This is a genomic window from Salipaludibacillus agaradhaerens (assembly GCF_002019735.1).
In the GTDB taxonomy this organism is placed as follows: domain Bacteria; phylum Bacillota; class Bacilli; order Bacillales; family Salisediminibacteriaceae; genus Salipaludibacillus; species Salipaludibacillus agaradhaerens.
The window spans coordinates 1,407,319-1,432,626 of sequence record NZ_KV917378.1 but is presented as its reverse complement, the minus strand read 5'-3'; the positions used below and the strand labels follow the sequence as shown (position 1 = coordinate 1,432,626).

The window sequence follows — 25,308 nt, the reverse complement described above, 5'->3', positions numbered from 1 at the left end:
TGTAAAAGGTGATGTCTATGAAAAATAAATATTTTCAAATATATCGGGAAATTGCAGATGATATTCGGTCTGGTATCTATCCAGCCAATACGAAGCTACCGTCCGAACATGATTTGATGAAGGACTTTAATACCTCTCGAGAAACGATTAGAAAAGCATTAACACTATTATCACAAAATGGTTTTATTCAAAAAATTCAAGGTAAGGGCTCAATCGTGCTCGATGCAAAAAAAATTGACTTTCCCATTTCAGGGTTGATCAGTTTTAAAGAGCTAGCAGTGAATATGGGGAAAGAGCATCGTACTATTGTGGAAGTGCTAGAGCTTATTAAGCCTGATCAAAACATTCAGCGGCATTTAAATGTGACAGGTAAAGATAAAGTTTGGGAAGTGTATCGGGTAAGGGAAATAGATGGTGAGCGGATCATTCTTGATAAAGATTATCTTAATCATTCTTTTGTTAGTAATCTAACGAAAGAAACTTGTGAGAACTCGATTTACGAGTACATTGAACATGAACTTGGATTAACGATTAGTTTTGCTAAGAAGGAAATTAGTGTTGTTGAACCGACTGAAGAGGATAGACGTCTGTTAGACCTAGACGGTTTCACCAATATTGTCATTGTGAAAAATTTCGTTTATTTTGATGATGCAAGTTTATTTCAATATACAGAATCCCGTCATCGACCAGATAAATTTAAGTTTGTTGACTTCGCTCGACGGAATGTACACCACTAGGATAGCTATGAAAGAACAAGCCACGTTAAACAGCGGCTTGTTCTTTTGGCTTAACGCGTCTTTTTTAAGATGTCCACAATATCTTTTTTAAGCGAGTGATTGCGAATGGTTTCTCCTAGCCACGTTTTTGTCGGCATATTTGTTTCAACTTTAACGCGTTTTAGTAATTTAACTAACGCTTGCTTAAAAACCGATGAATAGTTAACCCTGTCAATCTTTTGTGCTTCTGTTAATAACAATTCAATTGTTTCAGCATTTTCTATTGAAATGTATTGAGTTGCGTTAAATACGAATTGAGACATGATTTTGGCGTAGTCGTGGCTTAAATAATAGGCTGATATTTCTTGAATGAGTTGAGGGTGATCATTGATATGCTCAGCTAAAAGTGGGATATATGAGTCGATCCGGTGATTTAAAATAAATTTAAATGATTTTAAAGCATTCGCTTCTTTAATAGCTTGTTTCAGCGTGGTCATGATGAGAGAATTGTCTGCTTTGCCGTCAGCATTTTGCAGGGCAATTAGGCGAGATGGCCATTGATGCTTAATATCTTCAAGATGTTCATCAATGAGGTGTTTAATAATATTATCGTTTTTCATTTTAGCGTCTTTCTCAGGTTTAAGTGCGTCCTTTAAATCGTCCTGGGTTACTTTATGATGACTTTTGCGTTCAGCTATTTTTTTATAGCGCTCCATTGCTTTAGATGAATCAACAGTCGTTTTATTTGACAGGAAAAAAGAGTCAAGGAATTGACCGTTATGATCTAAAACGGCGAAAATAACAGGCGCTTCTCGCTCGAATAATAACGCATGAATTTTCTTTACCCCCTGTACCTCCTCATATTTTAAGACGTAATAACGGCTGTTTTGGCCATCCAGATAAACTTTTTTTCCTAAGAAACTTGGTGGTAATGCAGGCATACTTCACCGGTCCTTTCTTTCATAAGATATAGTAGCGCTTGAAAAGAGTGATGAAGGTACTTTATTGCTTCAGTTCCTTTCTAGCAGGCGGCTCATGTACGACTGAGAATAGCACATAAACATAACATGTGTTCCAAGAGATAGATCAAAGAGAATGATAATGACACTAATCTTCTCTCTCCATCATAACTGTCTTTTGTCCATTTGTGTAGTAAAGAAAACAATTTTAAATAGACAAAAGACAAAACTCCTCTGCTTATTGAAGGCAGAGGAGTCTTATTAAATATTGTTTTTATTAACGCGTTGAGTAGCCGCTTTCGCTCTTGCTTGTGCTTCACGGTCTTCTGTATCAGCTAATTCATCACTATATTTTACATCTTTATTGCTATCGTCCTCAGTTGCTTCCCGTCTTTTTTTACGTGGATCCATAGAAACCGCTCCTTTTTATCCATAGTTAATCATGTTGACTAATTGTTCAACTACAAGTTTGATTTGTGCTTGGAGAACGCTTTATCAGCCGCTTTGAAATCAGATTGATGGGCCATTTCAAGCGCGCGGGATGTTAATCGTTTTTCTGCCCTTGTTTTTCTTTTCTTTGCGTCGGTAGCCATAGGAGAGCCTCCTTTTAGTCGCTTTTCCTTATACTGACCAGAAGTTATTCCATTTATGCAGAAATAATTATTTTTTTATCAAATCAGTTAATGCATCTTGTAGATGGGGAAATTGAAACCGAAAATCGTGTTGTTCTAACTTCGCAGGTAGGACTCTTTGTCCTTCTAAAATAAGGATACTCATATCACCAAGTATGAATTTTAATAGACTACTTGGTACAGGGGCCCAAAATGGCCGATTTAAAACAGCAGCTAACTGTTGCCCAAAGTGTTTCATCATTTGTGGATGAGGAGCTGTTATATTTACAGGCCCCTGAAGGGAAGGAGTAGTGAGAGAATGTGCTAGAGCTCTAGCCACATCACTGATATGAATCCACGACATCCATTGTTCACCTGTGCCAAGTTTCCCCCCAGCTCCAAGGCGAAATGGTGGTAACATCTTTTTTAGGGCGCCGTCTTCTACCGATAATACGAGGCCGAAACGAGCACATACCACTCTTACAGTTGGCGCTGCTTTCAAGGCTTCGTTTTCCCACTTTGCTACAACATCAGCTAAAAAATTATTCCCTGGTGTCGTTTCTTTTTCGGTAAATGTTTGAGTAAAGGACGTACCGTAAAAACCTACTGCAGATCCATTAACTAAAACGTCAGGCTTCTTCTTTAGCTGTTCGATTATTCGTACGACTTCACGTGTTGCGACAATACGGCTCTGCAATATTTCCTTCTTTTTATCCGCTGTCCATCTGCCACTATTCAAATTTTCTCCTGCTAAATTAATTAATCCATCAATACCTTCAAGTTCTTTTTCAGGATATGTACCCTCTTTTAGCCATTCTACATAGGTGATCCCATATTTACTCTTTTTATTTTCTTTATTTCTCGTTAGAATAAGGACATGATGATCTCTTGAAATAAGTTCTTTAGTAACAGCTTGTCCGATGAGACCTGTTCCACCTGTTATAGCTATTTTCATATCGATTGTACCTCCTTAAGGTTTTGATACCGTTATACTTTTATTCCCTTTAAATGTACGTCTTGAAACGTTTTAACTAAAGGAGAGGTTAGGGTGCCAGTTATTTCAAAAATTACCGCAGCTAAAAAAAGAAAAGATAGATTTCATATTTATATAAAAGAAAACAATAAAGATCAATATGCTTTTACAGTATCTGAAAATTTACTAGTACAAGAACAGTTATTAAAAGGAAAAGAAATTTCAGAAGCCGACATATCCCAACTACAGGAGAAAGACAATTTAGACAAGATGATGCAAAAAGTGCTGAATTTTCTGTCTTATAGAATGCGCTCTGAATTAGAAGTGTTAACTTATTTGAAAGATCATGAAGTCAGTGATGAGCAGGCTGGAGAAATAATGGACAGACTCCGTGAGCTGCAATTTATCGATGACAGACTATTTGCAGAAGCTTTTGTTCGTACAAAACGTGATACTGGAAAAAAAGGGCCTTTAATCATTCAGCAGGAGCTGTATCAAAAAGGAATAAGTCAAGCACTTATTGATGATGTAATGACTCAATATTCCACTGAGCTTCAGCTTCACCACGCGATCGTTATGATTGAAAAAAAACAATCCTCCTATAAGAATGAAGGAGTAAAAAAGAAACAGCAAAAATTGATTCAATTTATTATACAGCGGGGTTATTCACACTCTATAGCCGTAGAGGCATTGAAAGAAGCTGAATTGAAAGAAGATCCAGAAATTGAATGGCGGGCAGTAGAAAAACAAGGAGAAAAAGCGTGGAAGAAGTATGAAAAAAAACCTGAATGGGAACGTGACCAGCGTATAAAACAGTTTTTATTCTCAAGAGGGTTTACGACAGAGTTAATAGATCAATGGCTCCAGGCTAAAAAAGAAGAAAATTTGACATAATAAAGCAGGATTCTTTTCTAGATATTTATGAAAGCGCTTTAAAAATCGACACAAAACTGTTTTTTTCGCTAGCTAAAATTGTTTTTTAATGTCGATATAATGATTAAGGACAAAATAAGAATACTTGTTTTAAAAAAATCTGGCTTTGACAGCAGTAAATATACAGAACAACGGGAAGGCTAGTATTGAATTTCGACAACAGTTAAATTATCACTAGAAAGGAATATGTTTATCTATGTCATCAATTATTGCGTTAACACCTATCATCTCAGTTATGCTTTTTCTTGTAGTGTTAAAAATGCCTGCTGTACGGGCTATGGCTATTAGCTTGGTTGCGACAGCATTATTAGCTATTGTATATTGGCAAGTGCCATTCATCATTATTAGTGCGTCTTTTATTGAAGGAATTATGATTGGTCTATCCATCTTATATATTGTTTTTGGTGCAATTTTACTTTTAAATACACTTAAACTTTCCGGTGCTATTGACACAATTAGAGCGAGTTTTATGGGGGTCTCTCCTGACCGCCGTGTGCAATTAATTATTATTGCTTGGCTATTTGGTGCTTTTATTGAAGGGGCAGCAGGATTTGGGACACCAGCAGCTATTGCAGCGCCTTTACTTGTAGCTTTAGGATTTCCTCCGTTGGCATCCGTTGTTTTAGCTCTAATAGCTGATAGTTCACCTGTTTCTTTTGGGGCAGTTGGAACACCGATCATAGTAGGAGTAGAACAAGGGCTATACGAGGGAACTGAAGTGAGTTCGATTGCGTTACCTTATGTGTCAGAAGCAGGTGGCATGGCAGCTTTCCTCCAACAGCTAGCAACTCAAATTATGAGTATTGACATTATTGTGGGCTCTTTTATGCCACTAATCATGGTCCTCATTTTAACACGCTTCTTTGGGGAAGACAGGTCGTGGAAGGACGGCTTGGCCATTTGGAAGTTTGCCATTTTTGCAGGGCTAAGCTTTACGTTACCAGCTTTGATAGTTGCACGTTTTTTAGGACCAGAATTCCCGTCTATTTTTGGCGGACTAATTGGACTCATGATCGTCATACCGGCTGCCAAGAAAGGTTTTCTGTTACCAAAAACGTCGTGGGACTTTGCTAAAGAAGAAAATTGGTTATCTTCGTGGGTAGGGAAAATAACTGCTAATGATGAGGCGGATAAAACAAAAGCACAGTTACCGTTGGCTGTCGCTTGGATACCGTATTTACTAGTAGGCTTGTTTCTCGTTCTTACTCGTCTTGACGCGCTACCATTTAAGGAAAAATTACGGAGTGTCACAGTGGGTTGGAACAATATTTTAGGTACAGAGATCGGTGAACAGTTAGAACCGCTTTATATTCCTGGCTTCGTGTTCATACTCGTTGTGATCATTACAATCTTTGTTCATAAAATGACAAAAAATCAAGTGAGGCGTGCATTTACATGGTCAGGTAAGGCAGTAATAGGAACGGCGCTTACATTATTTACTGCTGTTCCTATGGTGAGAATATTTATTAATTCAGGAATTAATGGAAGTGGTCTTGAGGCTATGCCAGTTGAGCTGGCAAACACGGCATCCGCTTTGATGGGAAGCGGTTGGCCGATCATGGCCCCTATTATTGGTGCATTAGGCTCGTTTATTTCGGGCAGTGCGACCTTTAGTAATATGATGTTCAGCTTGTTCCAAACAAGTGTTTCAGATCAAATCGGTGCAGATCCCACTCTTATTTTGTCCCTTCAAGTCATGGGAGCTAATGCCGGGAATATGATTTGTGTTTTAAATGTCGTTGCAGCTGCTTCAGTTGTAGGATTGGTAGGAAGAGAAGGAGCAATTATTCGCATGACAATTTTACCTATGTTGTATTATGCCCTCTTCGCAGGAACGATCGGGCTTATCTTAACGTTTCTGTAAGATTAGTACTATGACGCATTGATGGGTGTTTAACACTACTGAGTAAAGAAAGTGATGTATGCGTTGTGAAAACACCTTCTCTAAGCTGTAATAACAGGTAACAATTCTTTTCTTTAGAAAAAACATAAAAATTATAGTATAAAGAAGATAAGAGCTTTAGCTACTTTGTTACTAAAGTTTAGTAAATAAGAACCTTTATCCCACTCTTAAGGGCAGTAATCCCCTACCTCATAACTTAAGAAGGTCGAAAAGTGTAGGTGAGGGATAAACTTTCCCTAAAGGTTCGATAAGTTAAATTAACAATCAGTAGGAGATGACTCCCACTGATTGAAGCTTAACTTTATGAAACGAAAGGGGCTGAGCCATTGGAGAAATATAGTTTAATGTCCATGGCAGAACTTCAACAAGAAGTAGCTGATTTAAAAGTGAAAGCTCAAAAAGCTGAACAGATGGGGATGATTAATGAATTTGCGGTACATGAACGAAAAATGTTACTCGCTCAAGCCTATTTGTTAAGCCCGGATGATTTTCATGCAGGGGAAAAATATCAAATAAATGACAGTGAAGACGTCTTTTTAATTGATTATTTGAATGGTGTTTTTGCCTGGGGATATAGAAATGCCAACAGTGGCAAGGAAGCTGTACCCATTTCTCTCTTAGGGAGACGTATAACGTAGGTAGGAGGAAAGCATCCCTTCCTCCTTTGTTCCCTGATAATAGTTACGTTCTTTTGCGTGTTTGAACTTCCAAAATTTGATTGTGTAAGCTTTGTTCGGTTTCGCCATTTACTTGATGAAAGGCACGCTTTGGATTGGCTCTTGGCGATTGAAAAGGGTCTTGTTGCATTTTGTTTTTGCCGTTCAAAGTCCGAGTATTCACCATTATGAGAAACTCCCTTCAAAATCTTAAATGTCATCCTCCTGTTTTTCAGAGGAAGCAGCCATTCGTTGTTTTGGATGATCTTTTATTGAACCATCTGGTCGTTTCGAAGCAAAACGTGACATGTCGTGCCGGCCTTTATCTAATGAGATACGACTCGGCAAATCTCGGTTATTATTACGCAAAAGGTTAACCTCCTTTATTAACAGGGTTGTCTTTACTATCTCCACTTGTCCAATTTTTTAATGATAACAATTTCTCCCGGTTATCTCTTTCATCGAGTGGGGGCTAATAACATGTAAGAAATAACAGGAAGGAGCTTTTAATATGTATGATTATTATGAACGGTTGACTAACCGACTATTAGAACAAAATGATCACTTATCTTATTTTGAAGCTCGTACTTGGATAGAACTGCTGTGGGAAGATTTTGAGGCGACGTATGCAAAAGCAGGGCAAAAATATAAAGGAAAAGATACGACAGAAAAAGTGTTATCTCAGTGGATAGATAATTACGGACCACGACTTCATGAAGTATTATTAGAGAAACCAAAATATAAAGAATGGTTTGAAAAAAAGAAGTTTTATCATTAAGATAAGCGTATAAAAATATGGAGGGCAGTCTACTTAGTAGGCTGTTCTTCTCGATTTAATGAGTACGCTAAGGTTACGCTTTTAAAAATAAGCATTCTATAAAACAGAGGTTAAACCATAGTGAGTTCAGTTCAATCGAACATGACACCAGTTCTTTTTTAATGTGTGAAAGGGTGAGAGGATTCATGATAATGCCTTTTTTGAACTTACTACAAGGGTTAGCGTTTTTAGGTTTCGTGATATCGTCATTCTTATTATTTAGACATCTTCGTAAAAAGAAGCAATCAAAAAAATCATTAAGTTGGTCAGAAAATGTCATGTATATAATAGTTAAATTCTCTCTTATAATTTGGCCATTTACCTTTGTATTAATGCAATTAGACATCATGTTTGGATAAACATGATGTCTAAATTATTAAGCAGAACTCAAAAGAGTGCGTTGGTGGTTGTTTAATCTCCAATCTCGACTATATTAATTATTCTACTGCGACGGTTTCCAATTTTCGACGAAGTGAAGCGTTGTTATAAATCCATCCAGTGTAAGAGCTTAAAATACGTAAATCTTCATCCATTCTTACGATTGCTACGAAGGGATAGTGCCCTTTACTACGATACCTTAGATCGACAAACTTCACTGAATAGCCATGCCTTTCAATGGAAACCGCCCATCGATAAGCTGGAGAAAAGGAGAGGAAGGCTGCTAAATTTTTATCTTTTCGTGCTGCGTTAATAATCGGATCATCTGGTATGGGCTCAAAAGGGTATGATTCAAAATAGTTAATTTTGTTTGCTCTACTTTCAGCAACGTACATCATTGAGTTTGTTCGAACAACGACATGCCACCTACTCCATTTAAAGGTAGGAGAGGTAAAAATATGTGTTGCATCAGGGTGTAACGACTTTACATGATGATAAACACGTCGCTGCGCTTTAATCCGCCAAATATAATAAAGTACGATTACACCATACATGGTGAGGAATGTCCATCCTGGTGGGAAGCCGAACCTCCAAAACAGAATGCCTATTATATGGGCGATGAAAATAAAGGCATCGAAAATATTAATAATACCTAAAGCGAGCCATTTAGAATAAAATGGCGCTAACGCTTTCGTTCCATATGCATTAAATATATCTACGAAAACATGCAGAAATACAGCGAGAAATATCCAAGCCCATAAGTTATATAAATTTAGATTTGGAATTAACCAATATAGAAAAAGGGTAATCACCGTCGGCCATATAAACAAAAAAGGAATCGAATGAGTGACACCACGGTGATGCCTAATATATGAGGAGTTGTTACGTAACTTTAAAACGGTGTCAAAGTCTGGGGCCTGTGATCCAACCAGCACACCAATCATAGCCGCTTGAGTCATTTCAGGACTAGATGATACTGCAGGATCTAGTGTTGCTAATCCCCCTATGGCAATCCCCATGACAACATGGGTTCCTGTATCCATAAAGTTTCCCTCCTTGCCTCTTGTTGTCAGTCGTGTTTCGGGCTTATCGTATCATTTAAGTAAGCTGTCAGCAAAAATTTTATTATTTTATCACATTGTATGACAAAAAGTCTCTTTAAGCTTTATAATAACCTTTTAGGTGAAATTACGCATGTGTTATGTCACTAATAGAAGACAGTAGTATTCGATTTGGGACACGCACACTTATAGTTTATTCATACCCTAATATTAATATTTCAAAAGGAGAATATAGTGTGAAACATATTGACAATGTTCAATTTCAATCTGACTTACTCAATTGGTACGATGAGAATAAAAGGGATCTTCCGTGGCGGAGAGAAAATGATCCATATAAAATTTGGGTATCCGAAATCATGCTTCAGCAAACCCAAGTGGATACCGTTATCCCTTACTATGAACGATTTATGACTTTATTTCCCACATTACAAGATTTGGCTGAGGCGGAAGAAGAGACGGTATTAAAAGCATGGGAAGGGCTCGGTTATTATTCTAGAGCTCGAAATTTACATACGGCTGTAAAGGAAGTAGCAGCCACATATGGAGGACAAGTGCCTGACACGCCTGATGAGGTACAAAGTCTTCGAGGAGTTGGACCTTATACGGCAGGTGCCATACTTTCCATCGCTTATAACATACCCGCGCCTGCCGTGGATGGTAATGTCATGCGAGTGATATCTCGACTTTATACTATTTATGATGATATAAGTAGACCCTCAGCACGCCATACGTTTGAAATGCTCGTTATGAAACTCATTTCTCAGGAAAGAGCTTCTGATTTTAATCAAGCGTTAATGGAGCTTGGGGCGCTAATCTGTACACCTAGACAGCCAGCCTGTCTTCTTTGTCCTGTTCAATCGCATTGCGCTGCACGCGAGGAAGGGGTACAAGAGATACTACCTGTTAAAGCTAAGAAAAAGCCACCAAAAAAATTACAAATGAAAGTAGCGGTTGTTAAAGATGAAGAAGGAAAAATACTTATTGAAAAAAGACCTGAAACAGGCCTTCTTGCTAAACTGTGGCAATTTCCTAATATTGAAGCTGTGACTGATACAAACGATGATTTAAAAGCTCATTTAAGTGCTCTTGGAGTTGAAGTGAGTCTCGCAAAGGATGCCGTTCAAGAAGTAAGGCATGTTTTCACTCATATTGTTTGGGAAATGGAAGTGTATACAGCTACTATAACGAAATTAGAGGAAACGGTATTTTCAGGAGCAACAACACGGTTATTTGTAGATCGTGACGATATAAGTTATTATCCATTTCCTGTCTCGCATCAGAAGATTATCGATCATTCACTTTGAAAGGGGTTCATAATCATGAATTTACAATTGCAAGGGAAGACAGTCCTAATAACAGGTGGCTCAAAGGGTATTGGTAAAGGAATCGCTAAGGCTTTTTTGACTGAGCAAGCGAAAGTAGGGATCGTTGCTCGAAATGAAAAAGACTTAGAAAAAGCGAAACGAGACTTACCAGGAGTGGTGACATTTCAAGGAGACCTAATGGATTTCCACGCTCGTGAAAAAGTGATGACCTCTTTTTTAGAAGTGTTTGGGGACATTGATATTTTAATTAATAATGTGGGAGGAAGTAGCGGTGGAAAAACGATGGAAACAGATTTGAGACAGTTTGAGGAGGCAATGCAGCTTAATTATTTCTCAGCTGTCCACTTTAGTCAGATGGCTGTTCCCTATATGCAGAAAAAGAAACAAGGCGCTATTATTAATATCTCGTCAATCTTTGGCAGAGAATCTGGCGGAAAACCATCTTATAATAATGCGAAAGCAGCCATGATAAGTTTTACGAAATCATTGGCTGATGAGTTGGCGAAAGATGGGATTCGTGTTAACGGTGTAGCGCCAGGATCTATCTTACACCCTACTGGAAATTGGCAAAAAAGGCTTGAAGAAGACCCCGAAAAAATTGGTCAGTTTGTTGAGCAAGAAATTCCTGCTGGCAGGTTGGGTACGGTTGAAGAAATAGCTGATGTTGTTGTTTTCTTGGCCTCAGAGCGAGCCAGATGGGTAGTAGGGGCCACATTGAATGTGGATGGTGGCCAATCAAATGCAAACTTTTAAGTACGTTTAGATTCATTTTCACGAGTGAACAATTTCATACTGCTTCTGTTTCCAGATAGACGCTTTCCTGAGAAATCTCCTTCAGCTAAATGAGGTGATAAACTCTTTCCCCTTATTGGATCTAAAGCCTTAGCTCATTGCAATCCCTTAAAAAACGATATTTTGATACCGTTTATTTTTCAATGTTCGATTAATTTGCGCTAATAATTTATCACAGATAACTGACGCCCATGTCCTGATTTACGCAACTATCAATCAGTGTACGAAAACGCCTACTGATTGAAGATTCGTTTTATTCGATTTCAACAAATAATGATAATTAAGTTAAATGTTCCTTTAAAAGACGCACGTTTTGAAAGGTTTAACAGTCTCTTTATTTTGTATGACTAACACTTCTACACGGTCCTCATCATTCACAGTGTGTTAATTAAGAAAAGCGCTAAGCGTTTTTGGAATGTCTACATTTTTAAAATGTGAAGCTTTCATTTGTAGTGTATCACCTTATTGGAAAACAAATAAGGTATTACTTCTAGCTAAAAAAATCAATTTCGTTACGCGAAATATGTTAAGATGGATAAAAAACAGGAGGATTTCACACATATGACACAAGCAAATGCCTTAAATTATCCTTATCCTTCTAAACGAATGGTGACATATGGACGGAATGGTATGATAGCAACATCCCAACCCTTAGCTTCACAGGCTGGCTTAGATATCCTTAAAAAAGGCGGCAATGCTATTGACGCAGCGATTGCTACAGCTGCGTGCCTTACTGTTGTAGAACCGACATCAAATGGTATAGGCGGTGATGCCTTTGCTCTCGTATGGACAAAAAATAAGCTTCATGGACTGAATGCAAGTGGACAGGCGCCTAAAAGCATTTCAATCGAAAAATTGAAAGAGCAAGGCATTGAGCAAATCCCTAAATTTGGATGGACACCTGTAACGGTACCTGGAGCGCCGGGGGCTTGGGTTGAATTGTCTAAGAAATTTGGCAAACTACCGCTAACCGAAGTTCTTAAGCCAGCCATATCTTATGCAAGAAATGGCTATCCCCTCAGCCCAGTGCTATCATACTTCTGGGGAAAAGCGACCGACAGTTTCAGTAAAACTTTAAAAGGTGACATGTTCAATAGCTGGTTCGATACCTTTGCACCTGGAGGTAGGGCTCCAAAAGCCGGAGAAATTTGGTGTTCGGAGGGGCATGCTACTACATTAGAAGCAATTGGCCGCACAAATGGAGAGGCCTTTTACACTGGAGAATTAGCGGATAAAATGGACGCCTTCTCACGCCAAAACGGTGGTTATTTAAGAAAAGAGGACTTAGCAGCATATAAACCTGAGTGGGTTGAGCCTATTAAGGTTCATTATAAGGGCTATGATGTCTGGGAAATACCACCAAACGGGCAAGGATTAGTAGCTTTAATGGCTTTAAATATTTTAAAAAATGAGACATTTACTTCTCGTGATGATGAAGAGACATTTCATAAACAAATAGAAGCAATGAAGCTTGCTTTTGCAGATGGAGAAGCATACATTACTGACGCGTCCCATATGAAGCAACGTGTGGATGATTTACTCAGTGAGACGTATAGTGAATCAAGGCGGCAGCTCATTGGGGAAGAAGCACGTTTGCCGGAAGCAGGGGACCCTTCCTCCAGTGGAACCGTTTATTTAGCTACTGCTGATGACGAGGGTAATATGGTGTCGTTTATTCAAAGTAATTATATGGGATTTGGCTCTGGATTAGTCGTCCCTAACACGGGTATCTCTTTACAAAATCGAGGGCATAACTTTAGCCTTGATCCAGAACACGATAATGCATTGAAGCCAGGTAAACGTACGTATCATACTATTATTCCGGGGTTTTTAACGAAAGGTAAAGACCCTGTAGGACCTTTTGGAGTAATGGGTGGCTTTATGCAGCCACAAGGGCATCTACAAGTCATTATGAATACGATTGATTTTGGGTTAAACCCACAAGCGGCACTAGATGCTCCGAGGTGGCAGTGGATGAAAGAAAAAGAGGTTTTGTTTGAGCAATCCGTCCCAAATCACATTATTAACGCTTTAGCTGCAAGAGGGCATAGTGTCATGCTCACTCACGTCAGTAACAATTTCGGCAGAGGTCAAATTATTTGGCGTGATCCTACCACAGGCGTACTATGCGGAGGAACCGAATCGAGAACAGATGGAGCTGTAGCGGTCTATTAAGAAAGGTGTCCTGAAAAAATGAAACAAATAAATTTATTTATGGCCTTCCTTAGAGTGGGCCTTCTCGGTTATGGTGGTGGACCAGCCGCAATACCACTTATTCAAAAAGAAGTTGTGGAGCGCTACGGGTGGATTGAAGAAGAAGAGTTGTCTGATATATTAGCCATCGGTAATACATTACCAGGCCCGATCGCCACTAAAATGGCTGGTTATATTGGCTTTCGTATTGCAGGTGTCATAGGTATGATTAATGCGCTTGTGGCTTCAGTTATACCGACAGTTGCCTTACTTATCTTCGTACTTTTTTCATTAGCCTCTTTTCGTGAATACGAATGGGTACAGGGAATGACACGTGGTGTTTTGCCTGTAGTGGCTGTGATGTTAGGTGTTTTAACATGGGGGTTTATTAAGAAATCAACCGCTGATTTTGGGTGGTTGAGAGTGATGTTTTTAGTTATATTATCTGTTATTACCTTGCAATTATTAGGTGTTCACCCTGCTATTCTAATCGTCGGGCTCATTCTTTATGTCTTTATTAAGCCTGAGAAGCGTAAGGGCAGTGAAAAGGCAGGTGAGACTTCTTGATTTATTGGCATATATTTCTCGCCTTTTTTATTCCTAATATCGTTGGCTACGGTGGTGGTCCAGCGTTAATCCCATTAGTAGAACATGAAGTAGTTCATAATTATGGTTGGATGACAGTGGATGAGTTTGCTGAGGTTTTAGCACTTGGAAACGCATTGCCCGGTCCTATTGCTACGAAGATGGCCGGTTTTGTCGGTTTTGAACAAGCAGGCGTTCTTGGCGCAGTAGTGGCTCTCTTTGCAACCATCGCCCCATCTTTAATATTAATGCTCGTGCTGATGGGAGTACTCATGAAATTTAAAGATTCTCCTAAAGTAAAGAAGTTATCCGCTATCGTTAGACCAGCGATTGCTGTACTACTTGGACTGATGACATATCGCTTTGCCTTTTCTTCTTTAAGTGATAACGGGTGGATACATACGATCTTTTTATTAGGAGCCAGTTATTTTCTTATGGAAGTTAGAAAGGTGCATCCTGCATTTGTGATAACCGCCGCCCTCGTTTATGGGGCGATATTTTTAGCTTAACCTTTAACAGCCCCGTATAGACGGGGCTGTCGCTGCTAGTAGTGTTAATCAAAATGAAGTCTCGTACCACTTGTCCACTCTGCTTCTAAAGGCGTTAACCCATCACGGTCCATAATTTCCTCGACAATTTCGCGGTGGATAGTGACGCCTTCAGCACTTAAATAAGGTGAAATCTGCTGAAACAAATAATGAAAATAAGCTAATTCTTTTTCTGTCCATTCTGTCTTAGGTGTCATGGTTAACTCAGCCATGTCTCTACCAACATACATTGGTGTGCCTCCTAGTGTATAATCTTTACGTATAGTTTTTCAATGAAAGAATGAACTTATACATTTGAGCATACAGAGTAAATATTAAAGGAGATAAATAATTATGACCACTAAAAATACAAAGGTAGCCTTAATTACAGGAAGTAGTAGGGGAATAGGAAAGCAAATTGCCCTTAAGCTTGCTGAACGTGGCTATAACATCGTTGTTAATTACGCAAGAAGTCGCACTAAAGCCGAAGAGACGGCTGAAGAAATTCGAAAACTTGGCAGAGAGGCGATAGCCGTTAAAGCAAATATTGCTAAAAAAGAGAAAGTAGAAGAATTGTTTAATCAGATTGATGACACATTCGGTCGGCTTGATATTCTCGTTAATAACGCGGCTTCTGGAGTGCTTAAGCCTCTTATGGAAATTGAAGAAAGCCATTGGGATTGGACGATGAATACGAATGCTAAGGCGATGCTGTTTTGTTCACAAATGGCGGCAGAACGTATGAAACGGCAAAATTCAGGAGGGGCAATCGTGAGCCTGAGCTCACTTGGTGCAGGGAGATATTTACCAAATTATACAACGGTAGGTGTGTCCAAAGCAGCAGTTGAAGCATTAACTCGCTATCTTGCAGTAGAGTTGGCACCCTATAATATACGGGTTAATGCTGTTTCAGGAGGAGCTGTTGATACGGATGCTTTAACACATTTTCCAAACCGTGAAGAATTACTTGCAGATGCTAAAACACGTACACCAGCAGGGCAATTGGTAGAACCTGAAGATTTAATGAATGCAGCTGTTTTTTTATTATCTGACGAAGCTAAAATGATTCGTGGTCAGACGATCATTGTAGATGGGGGAATATCTCTACTGACCTAACGTTTAGATACCGATAAATAATAAAAATGGAATAAAATGATAATTTTTTTATGAGTAACATGTTGACCGTTGGATATATTAAGTCATGTGGAGGTGATACACATGAAAAATAACCAACAACCAAACGCTTCTAAAACAAATGCTCAACAAGTTCAGAAGCAAAATCAAAAATCTGCCCAAGGTCAGAATTATGAATTTGCAAGTGAAACTGACGCTCAAGAAGTGCGTCAACAAAATCAACAGTCTGAGCAAAAGAAACAACAAGCATCTTCAAAAAAACAGCAACAGTAAATTGAATAACGTATTCACTGTCAATTGAAACGGTGGCGATTGTTTAAAGAGGATGACTCAGTATAGGTATGTATGTTCCTATTTGAGCCATCCTCTTTGTTATGGTTCAGTCTATGTCGATGGGGGTGTTTCTGGAGGAGATTCTTCCAGGAAGTTTTCCTTTGTATCATTTTAAAATGTATGAAAGAATAGTATAATAAATATGATTAATGTGAATGTGCTATTATTTATTGTGTCCTAAAGCCGTCATACTTTTTATGACAGACTTTCAAGGGAGGATAAATATGTTTTTCCGGCGAAAACCCGAAAACAAAAGGAGGCAACATACGAAAGAATCAATTGATGTTATATCGGTAACAATTGAAGATGTGCAAGAGGCTGTGAACAATTTTGCGAAAGAATTAAACGAAGAGATTTCTTTACGAAGTATTATTCTTGATAATCACGAAATTGATTTCGATCTTTTGCACAAATATTTAGGTGGTAAACCGGATAGACCATTTTATATGTCTAAAGAAACCTTTGAAATTTTCGAAGACCCTGAGTTCCCTAAATATATTGATCATTGTCAGGTGGCATGTGATCACTATTTTATGGAGACCGGTGAAGAACCCATTGTACCAGGAGACAAAACGAATAAGATCAGCTACTTTAAGTTGAAAAACTATCTCATTGAGCACCCGCCAATAGATCTCTACTTAGATGTGAGGGACCGGATGGTGACGCATCGGAAGCCGATATAGAACGACCAATACCTATCATTAAATGCTGACACTTAGAGCTTCTGATCATAAAATTAAGAAGCAGTACGACAGATTTTCTTATACTTTATATCTTGCGAGAACGTGAAGAAAGTATAAAGAAAGGAGTAACAATGTGGATTTTCCGAGAGTAGGCAGTAATATTGAAGTGCAAAGCTATAAACATAACGGAAACCTACACCGTGTGTGGGAAGAAACGATTATACTAAAAGGGACGTCCCATGAAGTCATTGGAGGTAATGATAGGATTCTTGTTCAAGAATCAGATGGTCGGCAATGGCGAACACGTGAGCCGGCTATCTGTTTTTTTACTTCAAAACATTGGTTTAATGTTATCGGGATGATCCGTAACGATGGCATTTATTATTACTGTAATCTTGGGACACCCTTTACCTACGATGAAGAAGCATTAAAGTATATTGATTATGATTTGGATATTAAGGTGTTTCCAGATATGACGTATAAATTACTCGACGAAGATGAATTTACGTTACATAAGAAACAGATGAACTATCCAGATGAAGTGGAAATTATTTTGAGAAGAACAGTGGACGAGCTTGTTTCATGGATAAGTCAACAAAAAGGTCCCTTTGAACCGGGTTTTATCGAATATTGGTATGAACGCTTTTTACAATATCGTTAATACTACATAACTGTGGAAATGAGGCGGCTCCTAAATGATTATGGGCCGCTTCTTCTCTTTGCTGCTATTTAGCTAAGATATCTACTTGCTTATTCGATAGTCCTAGCACTGACAACTTAGAACAAGAGTTAAAAAGGAGGGTAGAGATGCAAAGCATAAAACGTTATTTCATATTTGTAAAACCGTACATGAAACAAATCATTTTAACGGTCGGTATAGGCATGCTTAAGTTTAGTTTTCCTTTATTAATACCATTAATTTTAAAGTATGTGATAGATGACATTATCGGGGCTGAAGAAATGTCTACTCATGAGCAGCTTAGTCAGTTATATTTACTCATGGGAATCGTGTTAATTGTCTTTATTATCTTACGACCTCCTATTGAATATTATCGCCAATATTTTGCTCAGTGGACGGCGAATAAAATACTGTATGATATTCGTGGCCAACTTTTTGATCATCTACAAAAGCTGAGTCTAAGGTTTTACTCAAATAGTAAAACAGGAGAAATTATTTCTAGAGTCATTCATGATGTAGAACAAACGAAGAATTTTATTGTGACAGGCATGATGAATATTTGGCTCGATTTATTTACGATTCTAGTGGCCATTATAATTATGTTTACAATGGATATATGGCTGACCTTGGTAGCCATTGCATTATTGCCTTTCTATGGTATGGCAATTAAGTATTTTTATAGCCGTTTACGGGATTTGACTAGGAAGAGGTCACAAGCATTAGCAGAGGTGCAAGGCCATCTACATGAACGCCTTCATGGTATGAACGTCATTCGCGGATTCGCCCTTGAAGATTACGAACAACAAACGTTTGATAAACGGAACGGCCATTTTTTAACGAAAGCCATTGATCATACGAAGTGGAATGCGAAAACATTTGCAGTCGTTAACACACTTACTGATATAGCCCCTATTATGGTAATTGGTGTTGCAGGTGCTCTCGTCATTCAAACGAACCTTACAGTCGGTACGATGGTTGCCTTCGTCACGTACATGGATAGATTGTATAATCCGCTTAGACGACTCGTGAATTCCTCAACGACACTTACACAGTCTGTTGCTTCCATGGACCGGGTGTTTGACCTTGTAGATGAAGAATATGATATAAAAGATAAACCAGACGCGATACCTTACCGTCTCCCACATGGTGAAGTGAAATTTGATGATGTGACATTTAGTTATAATGACAGCGATCCAGTTTTAAAGAATCTTAACTTTACTATAAAACGTGGAGAGACAGTGGCTATTGTCGGCATGAGTGGTGGAGGGAAAAGCACAATAATGAGCTTAATTCCGCGCTTTTATGATGTGACAGAAGGGAGAATTTTGGTAGATGGCAAGGATATACGCGACTACCAAATGCGGTCATTGCGTGATAACATCGGCATCGTGTTCCAAGACAATATCATTTTTAGCGATTCTGTAATGTTCAATATACGAATGGGGCGTCCAGAAGCGACAGATGAAGAAGTATACGCTGCAGCTAAAGCTGCCAATGCACACGAGTTTATTACAGAGCTACCTGAAGGGTACGAAACGAATATCGGTGAACGAGGCGTTAAGCTTTCTGGTGGGCAAAAACAGCGCGTAGCGATCGCACGAGTATTTCTAAAAAGTCCACAGATTCTTATTTTTGATGAAGCAACAAGTGCACTTGACTTGGAAAGTGAGAAGCTTATTCAACAATCGTTAGTCAATTTGGCAGAAAACCGTACGACTTTTATCGTGGCCCATCGTCTCTCTACGATTACGCATGCTGATACAATACTCGTGATTGATAATGGGGTGTTGATAGAGCATGGAACACATAGTGAGCTTCTAGCGAAACGAGGAGCCTATTACGACCTCTTTCAAGTCCAACAATTACATTAACAAAATATCGAAAATATGATTAAAGAGCTAGTGTAAGGTGACCAAATAAAAGGGACAGCCCTCATAAGTTAATACTTATAGGACTGTCCCTTCGATTTTTTAGAAACTTTCACGCTCTCTAATTTTTACTTCATTATCATCTGTATGATACGTAAAAAATCCATCAACTAAGCGGTCTAAATGTTCAAGCTCCTCAGTGTATTCAATAATAATACCAATGACAGGCAGGAAATGAATCCAGTCATCAGACGTGATCTGCTCTGTATTATGATAAGTCATAAATACATTAATTAATTGATGTTTGCCATCATTAATTTCTTCAAAATAATCAGTTGTGGATTGTGCCTTTACTTTGCCGGAATACTTTAATAAAATTCTTTCATGATAATTTGTTAAATAGTCGAGCTGTAACTGCAAAAGCTGTCCCATTTCCTCAGGTAACTGATTTAAAACATTATCATGTCTGCTAAGACTTTTTAAAATTTCTTTCGCTTTTTTCGTGCACGTCATCATCTGTCTGAATAATACGACCTTCCGCATACGGGCATATTCATTTTTGCGAAAATAGCTCCGTTCCTCTTTATACAACGCATAGATGTTCTCGACCTTTAATACGCTACCACGGATTTTTTTAATATCTTTTTTTAGCGTGTGGTAGTCTACCTCGTGATGCAAAATTAAACGAATCCATTGAATAATTTGGTCGTTTGCATACGTTACTTTATGATAAAGCTGATTTTCATGTTTAGGCGGAAGGAAAATCATGTTGACAATAAAAGCAGAAAAAACACCGAGCATAATAAGGATGAACCTATTAGCCGCAAAATTAATAAAGTCATCTGTTGGACTTCCCATAATGACGATTGCTGTCACAACAGCTAATGGAATAATCGCTTCTTTTTTTAATTTAATATGAATACCAAGAATCAGAAGCACGACAACACCAATGACGAATGGCTCATGGCCAAAAGCGAGTACAAAAACGATGGCGAGTATGGCACTTATGATGTTCGCTTGAATCTGGTCCCATATAAGTACTAAACTTTTGTGAACAGATGGTTGCACAGCAAAAAAAGCAGCGAGTCCCCCAAATGCAGGTGTCTCAAATCCCATCCACATAGCAGCGTAAAGCGCTAATGTTACAGCTAATCCTGTTTTGAAAATACGGGCACCGAGCCTCATAATAAGTCAAATTCCTTTCTTACATAAAATAATAGTTAACCGAATTGAACCATATCAAACTTCATTTATTACAGATAAGCTTCCGTAAAACTCCTAGCTCAAAAATAGAGAAGAAAGCTAAAGTTATTAAGACGGAAGATAACTTTAGCTAATGTCCTGATTCACTCAATAGATAAAAATCAATTCATTTTCAATGAGTGTGAAATAAAATGACAATCAATACAAAACTGTACTATACACCCGTTTCATTAAAACATCAAGGTGCGTTCGCCTATAATTTCGTAAAATTCCATGTAGATATGGCGGAGTTGTTACTTGAAATGGCTTTAATTATCAATAGCAATCAAATAGAACGGGCCTAGTGGCTGTATACCCGTCAAGTTAATTGCTTTAATCATTGTTTTAATTATGTCATTATCTGATGTCTCATTTCTGAGAATAGCCGTTAATATATCATCATCTAAAAACGTCACAATTTATTCAAAGTTCATGTCTATGGAAGAAAAGTTGGATGAAGAAAAGAAGCGAAACTATAAGAAAAGCTTATTATAGAAGACCTTTATTAAGTACCCATTTTAATCCAAGAAGTATAGGCGAGTAAGTGGCATTAATAATATGGAAAAAATTATGGAAAATGACTGAAGATAGTTCGCATAAGAGAGTTGGATGTGTCGCTATCATGAGACAGTTGTCTTCCCTTAAAATAGTGCGAGTTTTATGTGACCTATATCTATTCATCTTAAAATGACATGGTAAATATGAGGGAGTAACCATCTTAGTTATAGAAAGTGTCGTATTCATGAGACGTTTTTTTGCCGTTATCACAGGCAGTTTGCACTAGATTGACGACATCAAATTTCTATTATAGGATTCAAGTGAAATGATTCACAAAGGAATAAGTCGACTTAAAATAATAGCTTTTTAATGTGACGAGTTATTATTTAAGCTTTAATGTGAAACATTTCACATTTTACAACTAAGGAGTGATGAATGTGGCGAAAGTAGTAACGGCCGCCGAAGCAGCGGAGTTAATTAAAGATAACGATACTGTGGCAGCAAGCGGATTTGGCTTATCATGTTGGGCTGAAGAGATGGGGATTTCAATTGAGGAAAGGTTTCTACAAACCGGTCATCCAAAAAATCTCACAGTTATGCATGCGAGTGCTGTAGGGAATCGTCGTGATAAAGGAATGAGTCACTTAGGATATGAAGGATTGACGAAGCGTTGGATTGGTGGAATTGCTATTGCTTCGCCTGGCATGGCTAAGCTAATCGAGGAAGATAAATGTGAAGCTTACAATTTACCACAAGGAGTTATTACGCAACTGTTTAGGGAAATCGCAGCCAAACGCCCAGGTGTTATTACAAAAGTTGGTATGGGCACATTTGTGGATCCAAGAGTAGAAGGAGGCAAGATGTCACCTTCGGCCAAGGAAGATTTAGTAAAAGTCATCACAATCGAAGATGAAGAGTGGTTATTCTATAAAACTTTCCCTATTAATGTTGCCATAATCCGTGGGACAGTTGCAGATGAGAATGGCAACTTAACATTAGAAAAGGAAGGACTACATATGGAGGTTCTTCCAATTGCCCAAGCAGCAAGAAATTCAGGTGGCATCGTCATTGCTCAAGTGGAGAATGTTGCAAAAAAAGGGACACTGAATCCAAAAGATATTAAGGTGCCAGGTATCTTAGTTGATTATTTGGTCATTTCACAACCAGAAAACCATTTTCAGACTGAAAATACGTATTATAACCCTGCCTTTTCTGGGCACGTAAAAGTACCGCTAGAAGGTATTGAAAAATTACCTTTAGATCAACGAAAGGTTATCGCAAGGCGGTCAGCTGCTGAACTTGTGCCTAATGCTGTATTAAACCTCGGTGTTGGTATTCCAGTAGATGTATCGACTGTGGCTGCAGAAGAAGGAGCGAATGACCAATTTATATTGACCACAGAAGCGGGTTCGATAGGAGGTGTCCCAGCAGGACTTAAAGATTTTGGGCACGCTTATAATTCGGAAGCTATTGTAGACCACGATGCTCAGTTTGACTTTTATGATGGTGGTGGCATAGATCTCTCTGTTTTAGGATTAGCGCAGACAGACGAATTTGGGAACGTTAATGTGAGTAAATTCGGAACTCGTGTGGCTGGTTGCGGAGGATTTATTAATATTTCTCATTCTGCCAAAAAACTTGTGTTCGCTGGTACTTTTACGGCAGGTGGTTTAAAGACAAAGGTGGAAGATGGCAAACTGACGATTTTGCAAGAAGGAAAAGCGAAGAAATTCCTAAAACATGTTCAGCAAATTACTTTTAGTGGAGCCTTTGCTGTTAATTCCGGACAACACGTCGTTTATGTAACAGAAAGAGCAGTATTTGAATTGATTGATGGCAAAATGACTCTTACTGAAATTGCACCAGGAATAGATTTGCAGAAAGATATTCTAGAACAAATGGAATTTGAACCGGCTATCTCTCCAAACTTAAAAGACATGGATACAGCCATGTTTCAGGAAAGCTGGGGACAACTAAAAACACTATTAACTAAGAATCAAGTTACTCACGTTTAAACTAAAAAGCTAGTAGACAGACGTTAGTGGACCAGCTTCTAATCAGTTAACAAGCTGACCACTTTCCGTTTAAAGTGAAAGGGGAAAAAAGATGAACGGAATTTTAAACAGATGGCAGATACTAATCGCTTCAACCATTATTAATCTATGTGTTGGTGCTGTCTATGCTTTTAGTATCTTTGCCTTACCGTTAACAGAGTTATTTAATGTGTCTATGTCAACTATTATGGTGGCATTTACTATTAATGCGGCTATTTCACCAATCCCTATGATTCTTGGAGGGAGGATGGTTGATAAAGGAAAGGCGAAAACAGCTATTTTTGTAGGTGGCGCTTTATTCGGCGGAGGGTTTATACTATCTGGTCTTAGTACGGCACCTTGGATGCTTTATATTTCGTACGGACTTATCGCTGGAATCGGTCAAGGAATTGTTTACTCTTCAACAATCGGCAACACGGGGAAATTATTCCCTGATAAACGAGGCCTGGCAGCTGGAATTGTTACAGCAGGTTATGGTGGGGGGACTATTGCTATAGCGCCTGTAGCAAATCTCCTTATTGGCAACTTTGGTGTGCAGTCTGCTCTCCTTACACTAGGGGTAGCATTCTTACTTATTATTCTAGGTTGCGGTCTATTTGTTAAGCCAGCACCAACTGGTTATCTTCCTGAAGGTTGGATACCACCCGCCAAGTCAGGTAAAGGAAGTGCCATTAATACACCATGGCACGAGATGATTAAGAAACCAATCTTCTATGTTATTGCCTCTATGTTTTTAATAGGTGCGTTATCAGGCATGATGGTAACGTCAAATGCATCTGTCATTGGTCAAACAATGTTCGGCTTAACAGCAGGGGCAGCAGCCTTATATGTAAGCCTCTACTCCTTGAGCAATTGTCTCGGACGAATTTTTTGGGGAGCTATTTCGGACAAAATAGGTAGAACATATTGCCTTATGATGATTTACATTGTGATTGCAGTATTAATGTTAGTTTTAGCACAAGCAACCTCTGTTACAGGATTTGCGATCGCTATTATTGGTATAGGATTATGTTTCGGAGGTACAATGGGAATTTTCCCTTCTATTGTAGGGGAAAAGTTCGGTATGAAATATTATGGTGTCAATTATGGTGTAACGTTTATCGGATATTCGGGTGCAGCATTCTTTGGACCGCGAATAGCCAATAGTGTAGCTGAAGCGAACGGTGGTATGTTTACTAATGCCTTCTATATAGCATTAATCATTTCACTTATAGGCCTTTTATTAACTTTTGTTTTCAAAAATATGGAAGTGAAACAACAAAAGCAGGATACGACACTTACACCTGCTTCGTAATTAACTAGGAATAACTCAGGGAGGAATTAATGATGGAACTTACCCAAATGTTAGGAATCAAATACCCAATTTTTCAAGGAGCAATGGCCCAAATCGCGTTATCACCATTAGTTGGTGCAGTTTCTAATGCAGGTGGTTTAGGAATTATAGGATCTGGAGGCTTTTCGGCGGAAAGGCTACGAGAGGAAATTCAACGTACAAAGGCCATAACAGATAAACCATTCGCAGTGAATTTAATGCTCATGATGGAAAATATCCCAGAACTTATCAATGTTCTTATTGAGGAAGGAATTAAAATAGTTACTACTGGCGCAGGGAATCCAGCCCCATATATGGAAAAGTTAAAAGCTCACGGAATTATTGTTATTCCAGTTGTTCCATCAGTTAAAATAGCCAAGAAGATGGAGGCGCTTGGCGTAGATGCCATTGTTGCAGAAGGAACAGAAGCAGGTGGACACGTTGGTGAAACGACTACGATGGCTTTATTACCACAGGTGACAAACGCCGTATCTATTCCAGTTATTGGAGCAGGTGGAATTGGAGATGGGAGAGGTATTGCGGCGGCATTTGCTTTAGGGGCACAAGGTGTTCAGGTGGGTACACGCTTCTTAACAACAGTGGAGTGTCCTACTCACGACAATTTCAAGCAAGCAGTACTTGATGCAGATGACACAAGCACTACTGTAACAGGCAGAAGCATAGGCGGACCTGTTCGAAGCATTAAAAATAAAATGATTGACGAATACATTAAACTAGAAAAAAATAATGCTTCACGTGATGAATTAGAAAAACTCTCATTAGGTTCACTTAGAAAAGCTGTCTTTGAAGGAAATATGGATGAAGGTTCTGTCATGGCGGGACAAATATGCGGCATGTGTAATAAACTTACCACGGTAGAAGATATGATTACATCAATGTTTGACGAAGCACAAGTTGTCATGACAAAATTAGGACAATACAGGATTAAAGAGAAAATCGGCAATTAACATGTCAGCTGGACACTCACGCTATGCAATACGATAGGTGTGTCCAGCTTTAAATTTGAATTCATTGCATTATTTAGGTGAATGAGGTGTTTGATTGTGACGATCACG

At 38.6% G+C, this 25,308-nt stretch carries 28 protein-coding genes; 19 read left to right on the top strand and 9 right to left on the bottom strand.

The window, feature by feature from the left end:
* Positions 1-17 precede the first annotated feature (17 nt).
* The gene (gene treR, locus BK581_RS06985; RefSeq protein ID WP_078577491.1) at positions 18-737 is read left to right on the top strand and encodes a trehalose operon repressor; all 720 of its coding nucleotides are present in this window, start codon (positions 18-20) and stop codon (positions 735-737) included.
* Between the two features lie 50 nt (positions 738-787).
* Here treR and BK581_RS06980 read toward each other — a convergent pair whose 3' ends face one another.
* The 4 genes from BK581_RS06980 to BK581_RS06975 form a co-directional block, all read right to left on the bottom strand.
* A complete protein-coding gene (locus tag BK581_RS06980; protein WP_078577490.1) occupies positions 788-1,657 on the bottom strand; it encodes a hypothetical protein in 870 nt (289 codons plus the stop codon).
* Positions 1,658-1,936: 279 nt separating this feature from the next.
* Positions 1,937-2,086: a YfhD family protein gene (locus BK581_RS19895; protein WP_143709640.1), complete on the bottom strand. Its 150-nt coding sequence runs from the start codon at positions 2,084-2,086 to the stop codon at positions 1,937-1,939.
* Positions 2,087-2,136: 50 nt separating this feature from the next.
* Positions 2,137-2,268 (bottom strand): YfhE family protein, encoded by a 132-nt coding sequence (locus BK581_RS19825; RefSeq protein ID WP_095995535.1) that lies wholly within the window; start codon positions 2,266-2,268, stop codon positions 2,137-2,139.
* 67 nt (positions 2,269-2,335) lie between these two features.
* Positions 2,336-3,241, bottom strand: a complete 906-nt coding sequence (locus BK581_RS06975) for a TIGR01777 family oxidoreductase (protein WP_078577489.1) — start codon at positions 3,239-3,241, stop codon at positions 2,336-2,338.
* Between the two features lie 93 nt (positions 3,242-3,334).
* Between BK581_RS06975 and recX the strand changes: the two genes are divergently transcribed.
* The 3 genes from recX (at position 3,335) to BK581_RS06960 (ending at position 6,733) form a co-directional block, all read left to right on the top strand.
* Positions 3,335-4,153 carry a recombination regulator RecX gene (gene recX / locus BK581_RS06970; protein ID WP_078577488.1) on the top strand — a complete coding sequence of 273 codons (819 nt, stop codon included), beginning with the start codon at positions 3,335-3,337 and terminating at the stop codon, positions 4,151-4,153.
* 235 nt (positions 4,154-4,388) lie between these two features.
* Positions 4,389-6,056 carry an L-lactate permease gene (locus tag BK581_RS06965; RefSeq protein WP_078577487.1) on the top strand — a complete coding sequence of 556 codons (1,668 nt, stop codon included), beginning with the start codon at positions 4,389-4,391 and terminating at the stop codon, positions 6,054-6,056.
* A 383-nt stretch (positions 6,057-6,439) separates the two neighbouring features.
* The gene (locus BK581_RS06960) at positions 6,440-6,733 is read left to right on the top strand and encodes a YfhH family protein (RefSeq protein ID WP_078577486.1); all 294 of its coding nucleotides are present in this window, start codon (positions 6,440-6,442) and stop codon (positions 6,731-6,733) included.
* Between the two features lie 43 nt (positions 6,734-6,776).
* Here the strand turns inward: BK581_RS06960 and BK581_RS06955 are convergent, their stop codons facing one another.
* Together BK581_RS06955 and sspK are read right to left on the bottom strand one after the other, a co-directional pair.
* Positions 6,777-6,902, bottom strand: a complete 126-nt coding sequence (locus BK581_RS06955; RefSeq protein WP_245829194.1) for a YpzG family protein — start codon at positions 6,900-6,902, stop codon at positions 6,777-6,779.
* Positions 6,903-6,961: 59 nt separating this feature from the next.
* Entirely contained in the window at positions 6,962-7,120 is a 159-nt protein-coding gene (gene sspK, locus BK581_RS06950; RefSeq protein WP_169837591.1) for a small acid-soluble spore protein K, read from the bottom strand.
* 142 nt (positions 7,121-7,262) lie between these two features.
* On the opposite strand from sspK, the gene BK581_RS06945 reads away from it, so the two are divergent.
* A complete protein-coding gene (locus tag BK581_RS06945; protein WP_078577483.1) occupies positions 7,263-7,529 on the top strand; it encodes a YfhJ family protein in 267 nt (88 codons plus the stop codon).
* A gap of 476 nt (positions 7,530-8,005) precedes the next feature.
* Here BK581_RS06945 and BK581_RS06935 read toward each other — a convergent pair whose 3' ends face one another.
* Positions 8,006-8,989 carry a metal-dependent hydrolase gene (locus tag BK581_RS06935; RefSeq protein ID WP_078577481.1) on the bottom strand — a complete coding sequence of 328 codons (984 nt, stop codon included), beginning with the start codon at positions 8,987-8,989 and terminating at the stop codon, positions 8,006-8,008.
* A gap of 254 nt (positions 8,990-9,243) precedes the next feature.
* On the opposite strand from BK581_RS06935, the gene mutY reads away from it, so the two are divergent.
* The 5 genes from mutY to BK581_RS06910 all read left to right on the top strand — a co-directional run bounded on the left by mutY (position 9,244) and on the right by BK581_RS06910 (position 14,411).
* On the top strand, positions 9,244-10,311 hold the full coding sequence (gene mutY / locus BK581_RS06930) for an A/G-specific adenine glycosylase (protein ID WP_245828919.1): 1,068 nt from the start codon (positions 9,244-9,246) through the stop codon (positions 10,309-10,311).
* Positions 10,312-10,326: 15 nt separating this feature from the next.
* A complete protein-coding gene (locus tag BK581_RS06925) occupies positions 10,327-11,085 on the top strand; it encodes an SDR family NAD(P)-dependent oxidoreductase (RefSeq protein ID WP_078577479.1) in 759 nt (252 codons plus the stop codon).
* A gap of 600 nt (positions 11,086-11,685) precedes the next feature.
* The gene (locus tag BK581_RS06920) at positions 11,686-13,299 is read left to right on the top strand and encodes a gamma-glutamyltransferase family protein (RefSeq protein WP_078577478.1); all 1,614 of its coding nucleotides are present in this window, start codon (positions 11,686-11,688) and stop codon (positions 13,297-13,299) included.
* An 18-nt stretch (positions 13,300-13,317) separates the two neighbouring features.
* Positions 13,318-13,884, top strand: coding sequence for a chromate transporter (locus BK581_RS06915; protein ID WP_078577477.1), 567 nt, complete (start codon positions 13,318-13,320; stop codon positions 13,882-13,884).
* Entirely contained in the window at positions 13,881-14,411 is a 531-nt protein-coding gene (locus tag BK581_RS06910) for a chromate transporter (RefSeq protein ID WP_078577476.1), read from the top strand. Before BK581_RS06915 ends, BK581_RS06910 begins: the two co-directional genes overlap by 4 nt.
* 44 nt (positions 14,412-14,455) lie before the next feature.
* On the opposite strand, the gene BK581_RS06905 is transcribed toward BK581_RS06910, so the two are convergent.
* Positions 14,456-14,680: a cytosolic protein gene (locus tag BK581_RS06905; protein ID WP_078577475.1), complete on the bottom strand. Its 225-nt coding sequence runs from the start codon at positions 14,678-14,680 to the stop codon at positions 14,456-14,458.
* A gap of 103 nt (positions 14,681-14,783) precedes the next feature.
* Here BK581_RS06905 and fabL point away from each other — a divergent pair, with 103 nt between their 5' ends.
* From fabL to BK581_RS06880, 5 genes are all read left to right on the top strand, one after another.
* The gene (gene fabL, locus BK581_RS06900) at positions 14,784-15,545 is read left to right on the top strand and encodes an enoyl-[acyl-carrier-protein] reductase FabL (protein ID WP_078577474.1); all 762 of its coding nucleotides are present in this window, start codon (positions 14,784-14,786) and stop codon (positions 15,543-15,545) included.
* A 102-nt stretch (positions 15,546-15,647) separates the two neighbouring features.
* On the top strand, positions 15,648-15,836 hold the full coding sequence (locus tag BK581_RS06895) for a gamma-type small acid-soluble spore protein (protein WP_078577473.1): 189 nt from the start codon (positions 15,648-15,650) through the stop codon (positions 15,834-15,836).
* A 284-nt stretch (positions 15,837-16,120) separates the two neighbouring features.
* Positions 16,121-16,579 carry a DUF3939 domain-containing protein gene (locus BK581_RS06890; RefSeq protein WP_078577472.1) on the top strand — a complete coding sequence of 153 codons (459 nt, stop codon included), beginning with the start codon at positions 16,121-16,123 and terminating at the stop codon, positions 16,577-16,579.
* A 133-nt stretch (positions 16,580-16,712) separates the two neighbouring features.
* On the top strand, positions 16,713-17,240 hold the full coding sequence (gene ntdP, locus BK581_RS06885; protein ID WP_078577471.1) for a nucleoside tri-diphosphate phosphatase: 528 nt from the start codon (positions 16,713-16,715) through the stop codon (positions 17,238-17,240).
* A gap of 146 nt (positions 17,241-17,386) precedes the next feature.
* Positions 17,387-19,129, top strand: a complete 1,743-nt coding sequence (locus BK581_RS06880) for an ABC transporter ATP-binding protein (RefSeq protein WP_078577470.1) — start codon at positions 17,387-17,389, stop codon at positions 19,127-19,129.
* A gap of 99 nt (positions 19,130-19,228) precedes the next feature.
* Here BK581_RS06880 and BK581_RS06875 read toward each other — a convergent pair whose 3' ends face one another.
* Positions 19,229-20,311 (bottom strand): FUSC family protein, encoded by a 1,083-nt coding sequence (locus BK581_RS06875; RefSeq protein ID WP_078577469.1) that lies wholly within the window; start codon positions 20,309-20,311, stop codon positions 19,229-19,231.
* A gap of 209 nt (positions 20,312-20,520) precedes the next feature.
* Here BK581_RS06875 and BK581_RS20090 point away from each other — a divergent pair, with 209 nt between their 5' ends.
* The 4 genes from BK581_RS20090 to BK581_RS06860 all read left to right on the top strand — a co-directional run bounded on the left by BK581_RS20090 (position 20,521) and on the right by BK581_RS06860 (position 25,200).
* Positions 20,521-20,673, top strand: coding sequence for a hypothetical protein (locus tag BK581_RS20090; protein ID WP_169837590.1), 153 nt, complete (start codon positions 20,521-20,523; stop codon positions 20,671-20,673).
* A gap of 630 nt (positions 20,674-21,303) precedes the next feature.
* Positions 21,304-22,881 (top strand): acyl CoA:acetate/3-ketoacid CoA transferase, encoded by a 1,578-nt coding sequence (locus BK581_RS06870; protein WP_078577468.1) that lies wholly within the window; start codon positions 21,304-21,306, stop codon positions 22,879-22,881.
* Between the two features lie 91 nt (positions 22,882-22,972).
* Positions 22,973-24,214, top strand: a complete 1,242-nt coding sequence (locus tag BK581_RS06865; protein WP_078577467.1) for an L-lactate MFS transporter — start codon at positions 22,973-22,975, stop codon at positions 24,212-24,214.
* A 32-nt stretch (positions 24,215-24,246) separates the two neighbouring features.
* Positions 24,247-25,200, top strand: a complete 954-nt coding sequence (locus tag BK581_RS06860; RefSeq protein ID WP_078577466.1) for a DUF561 domain-containing protein — start codon at positions 24,247-24,249, stop codon at positions 25,198-25,200.
* Positions 25,201-25,308: the final 108 nt, after the last annotated feature.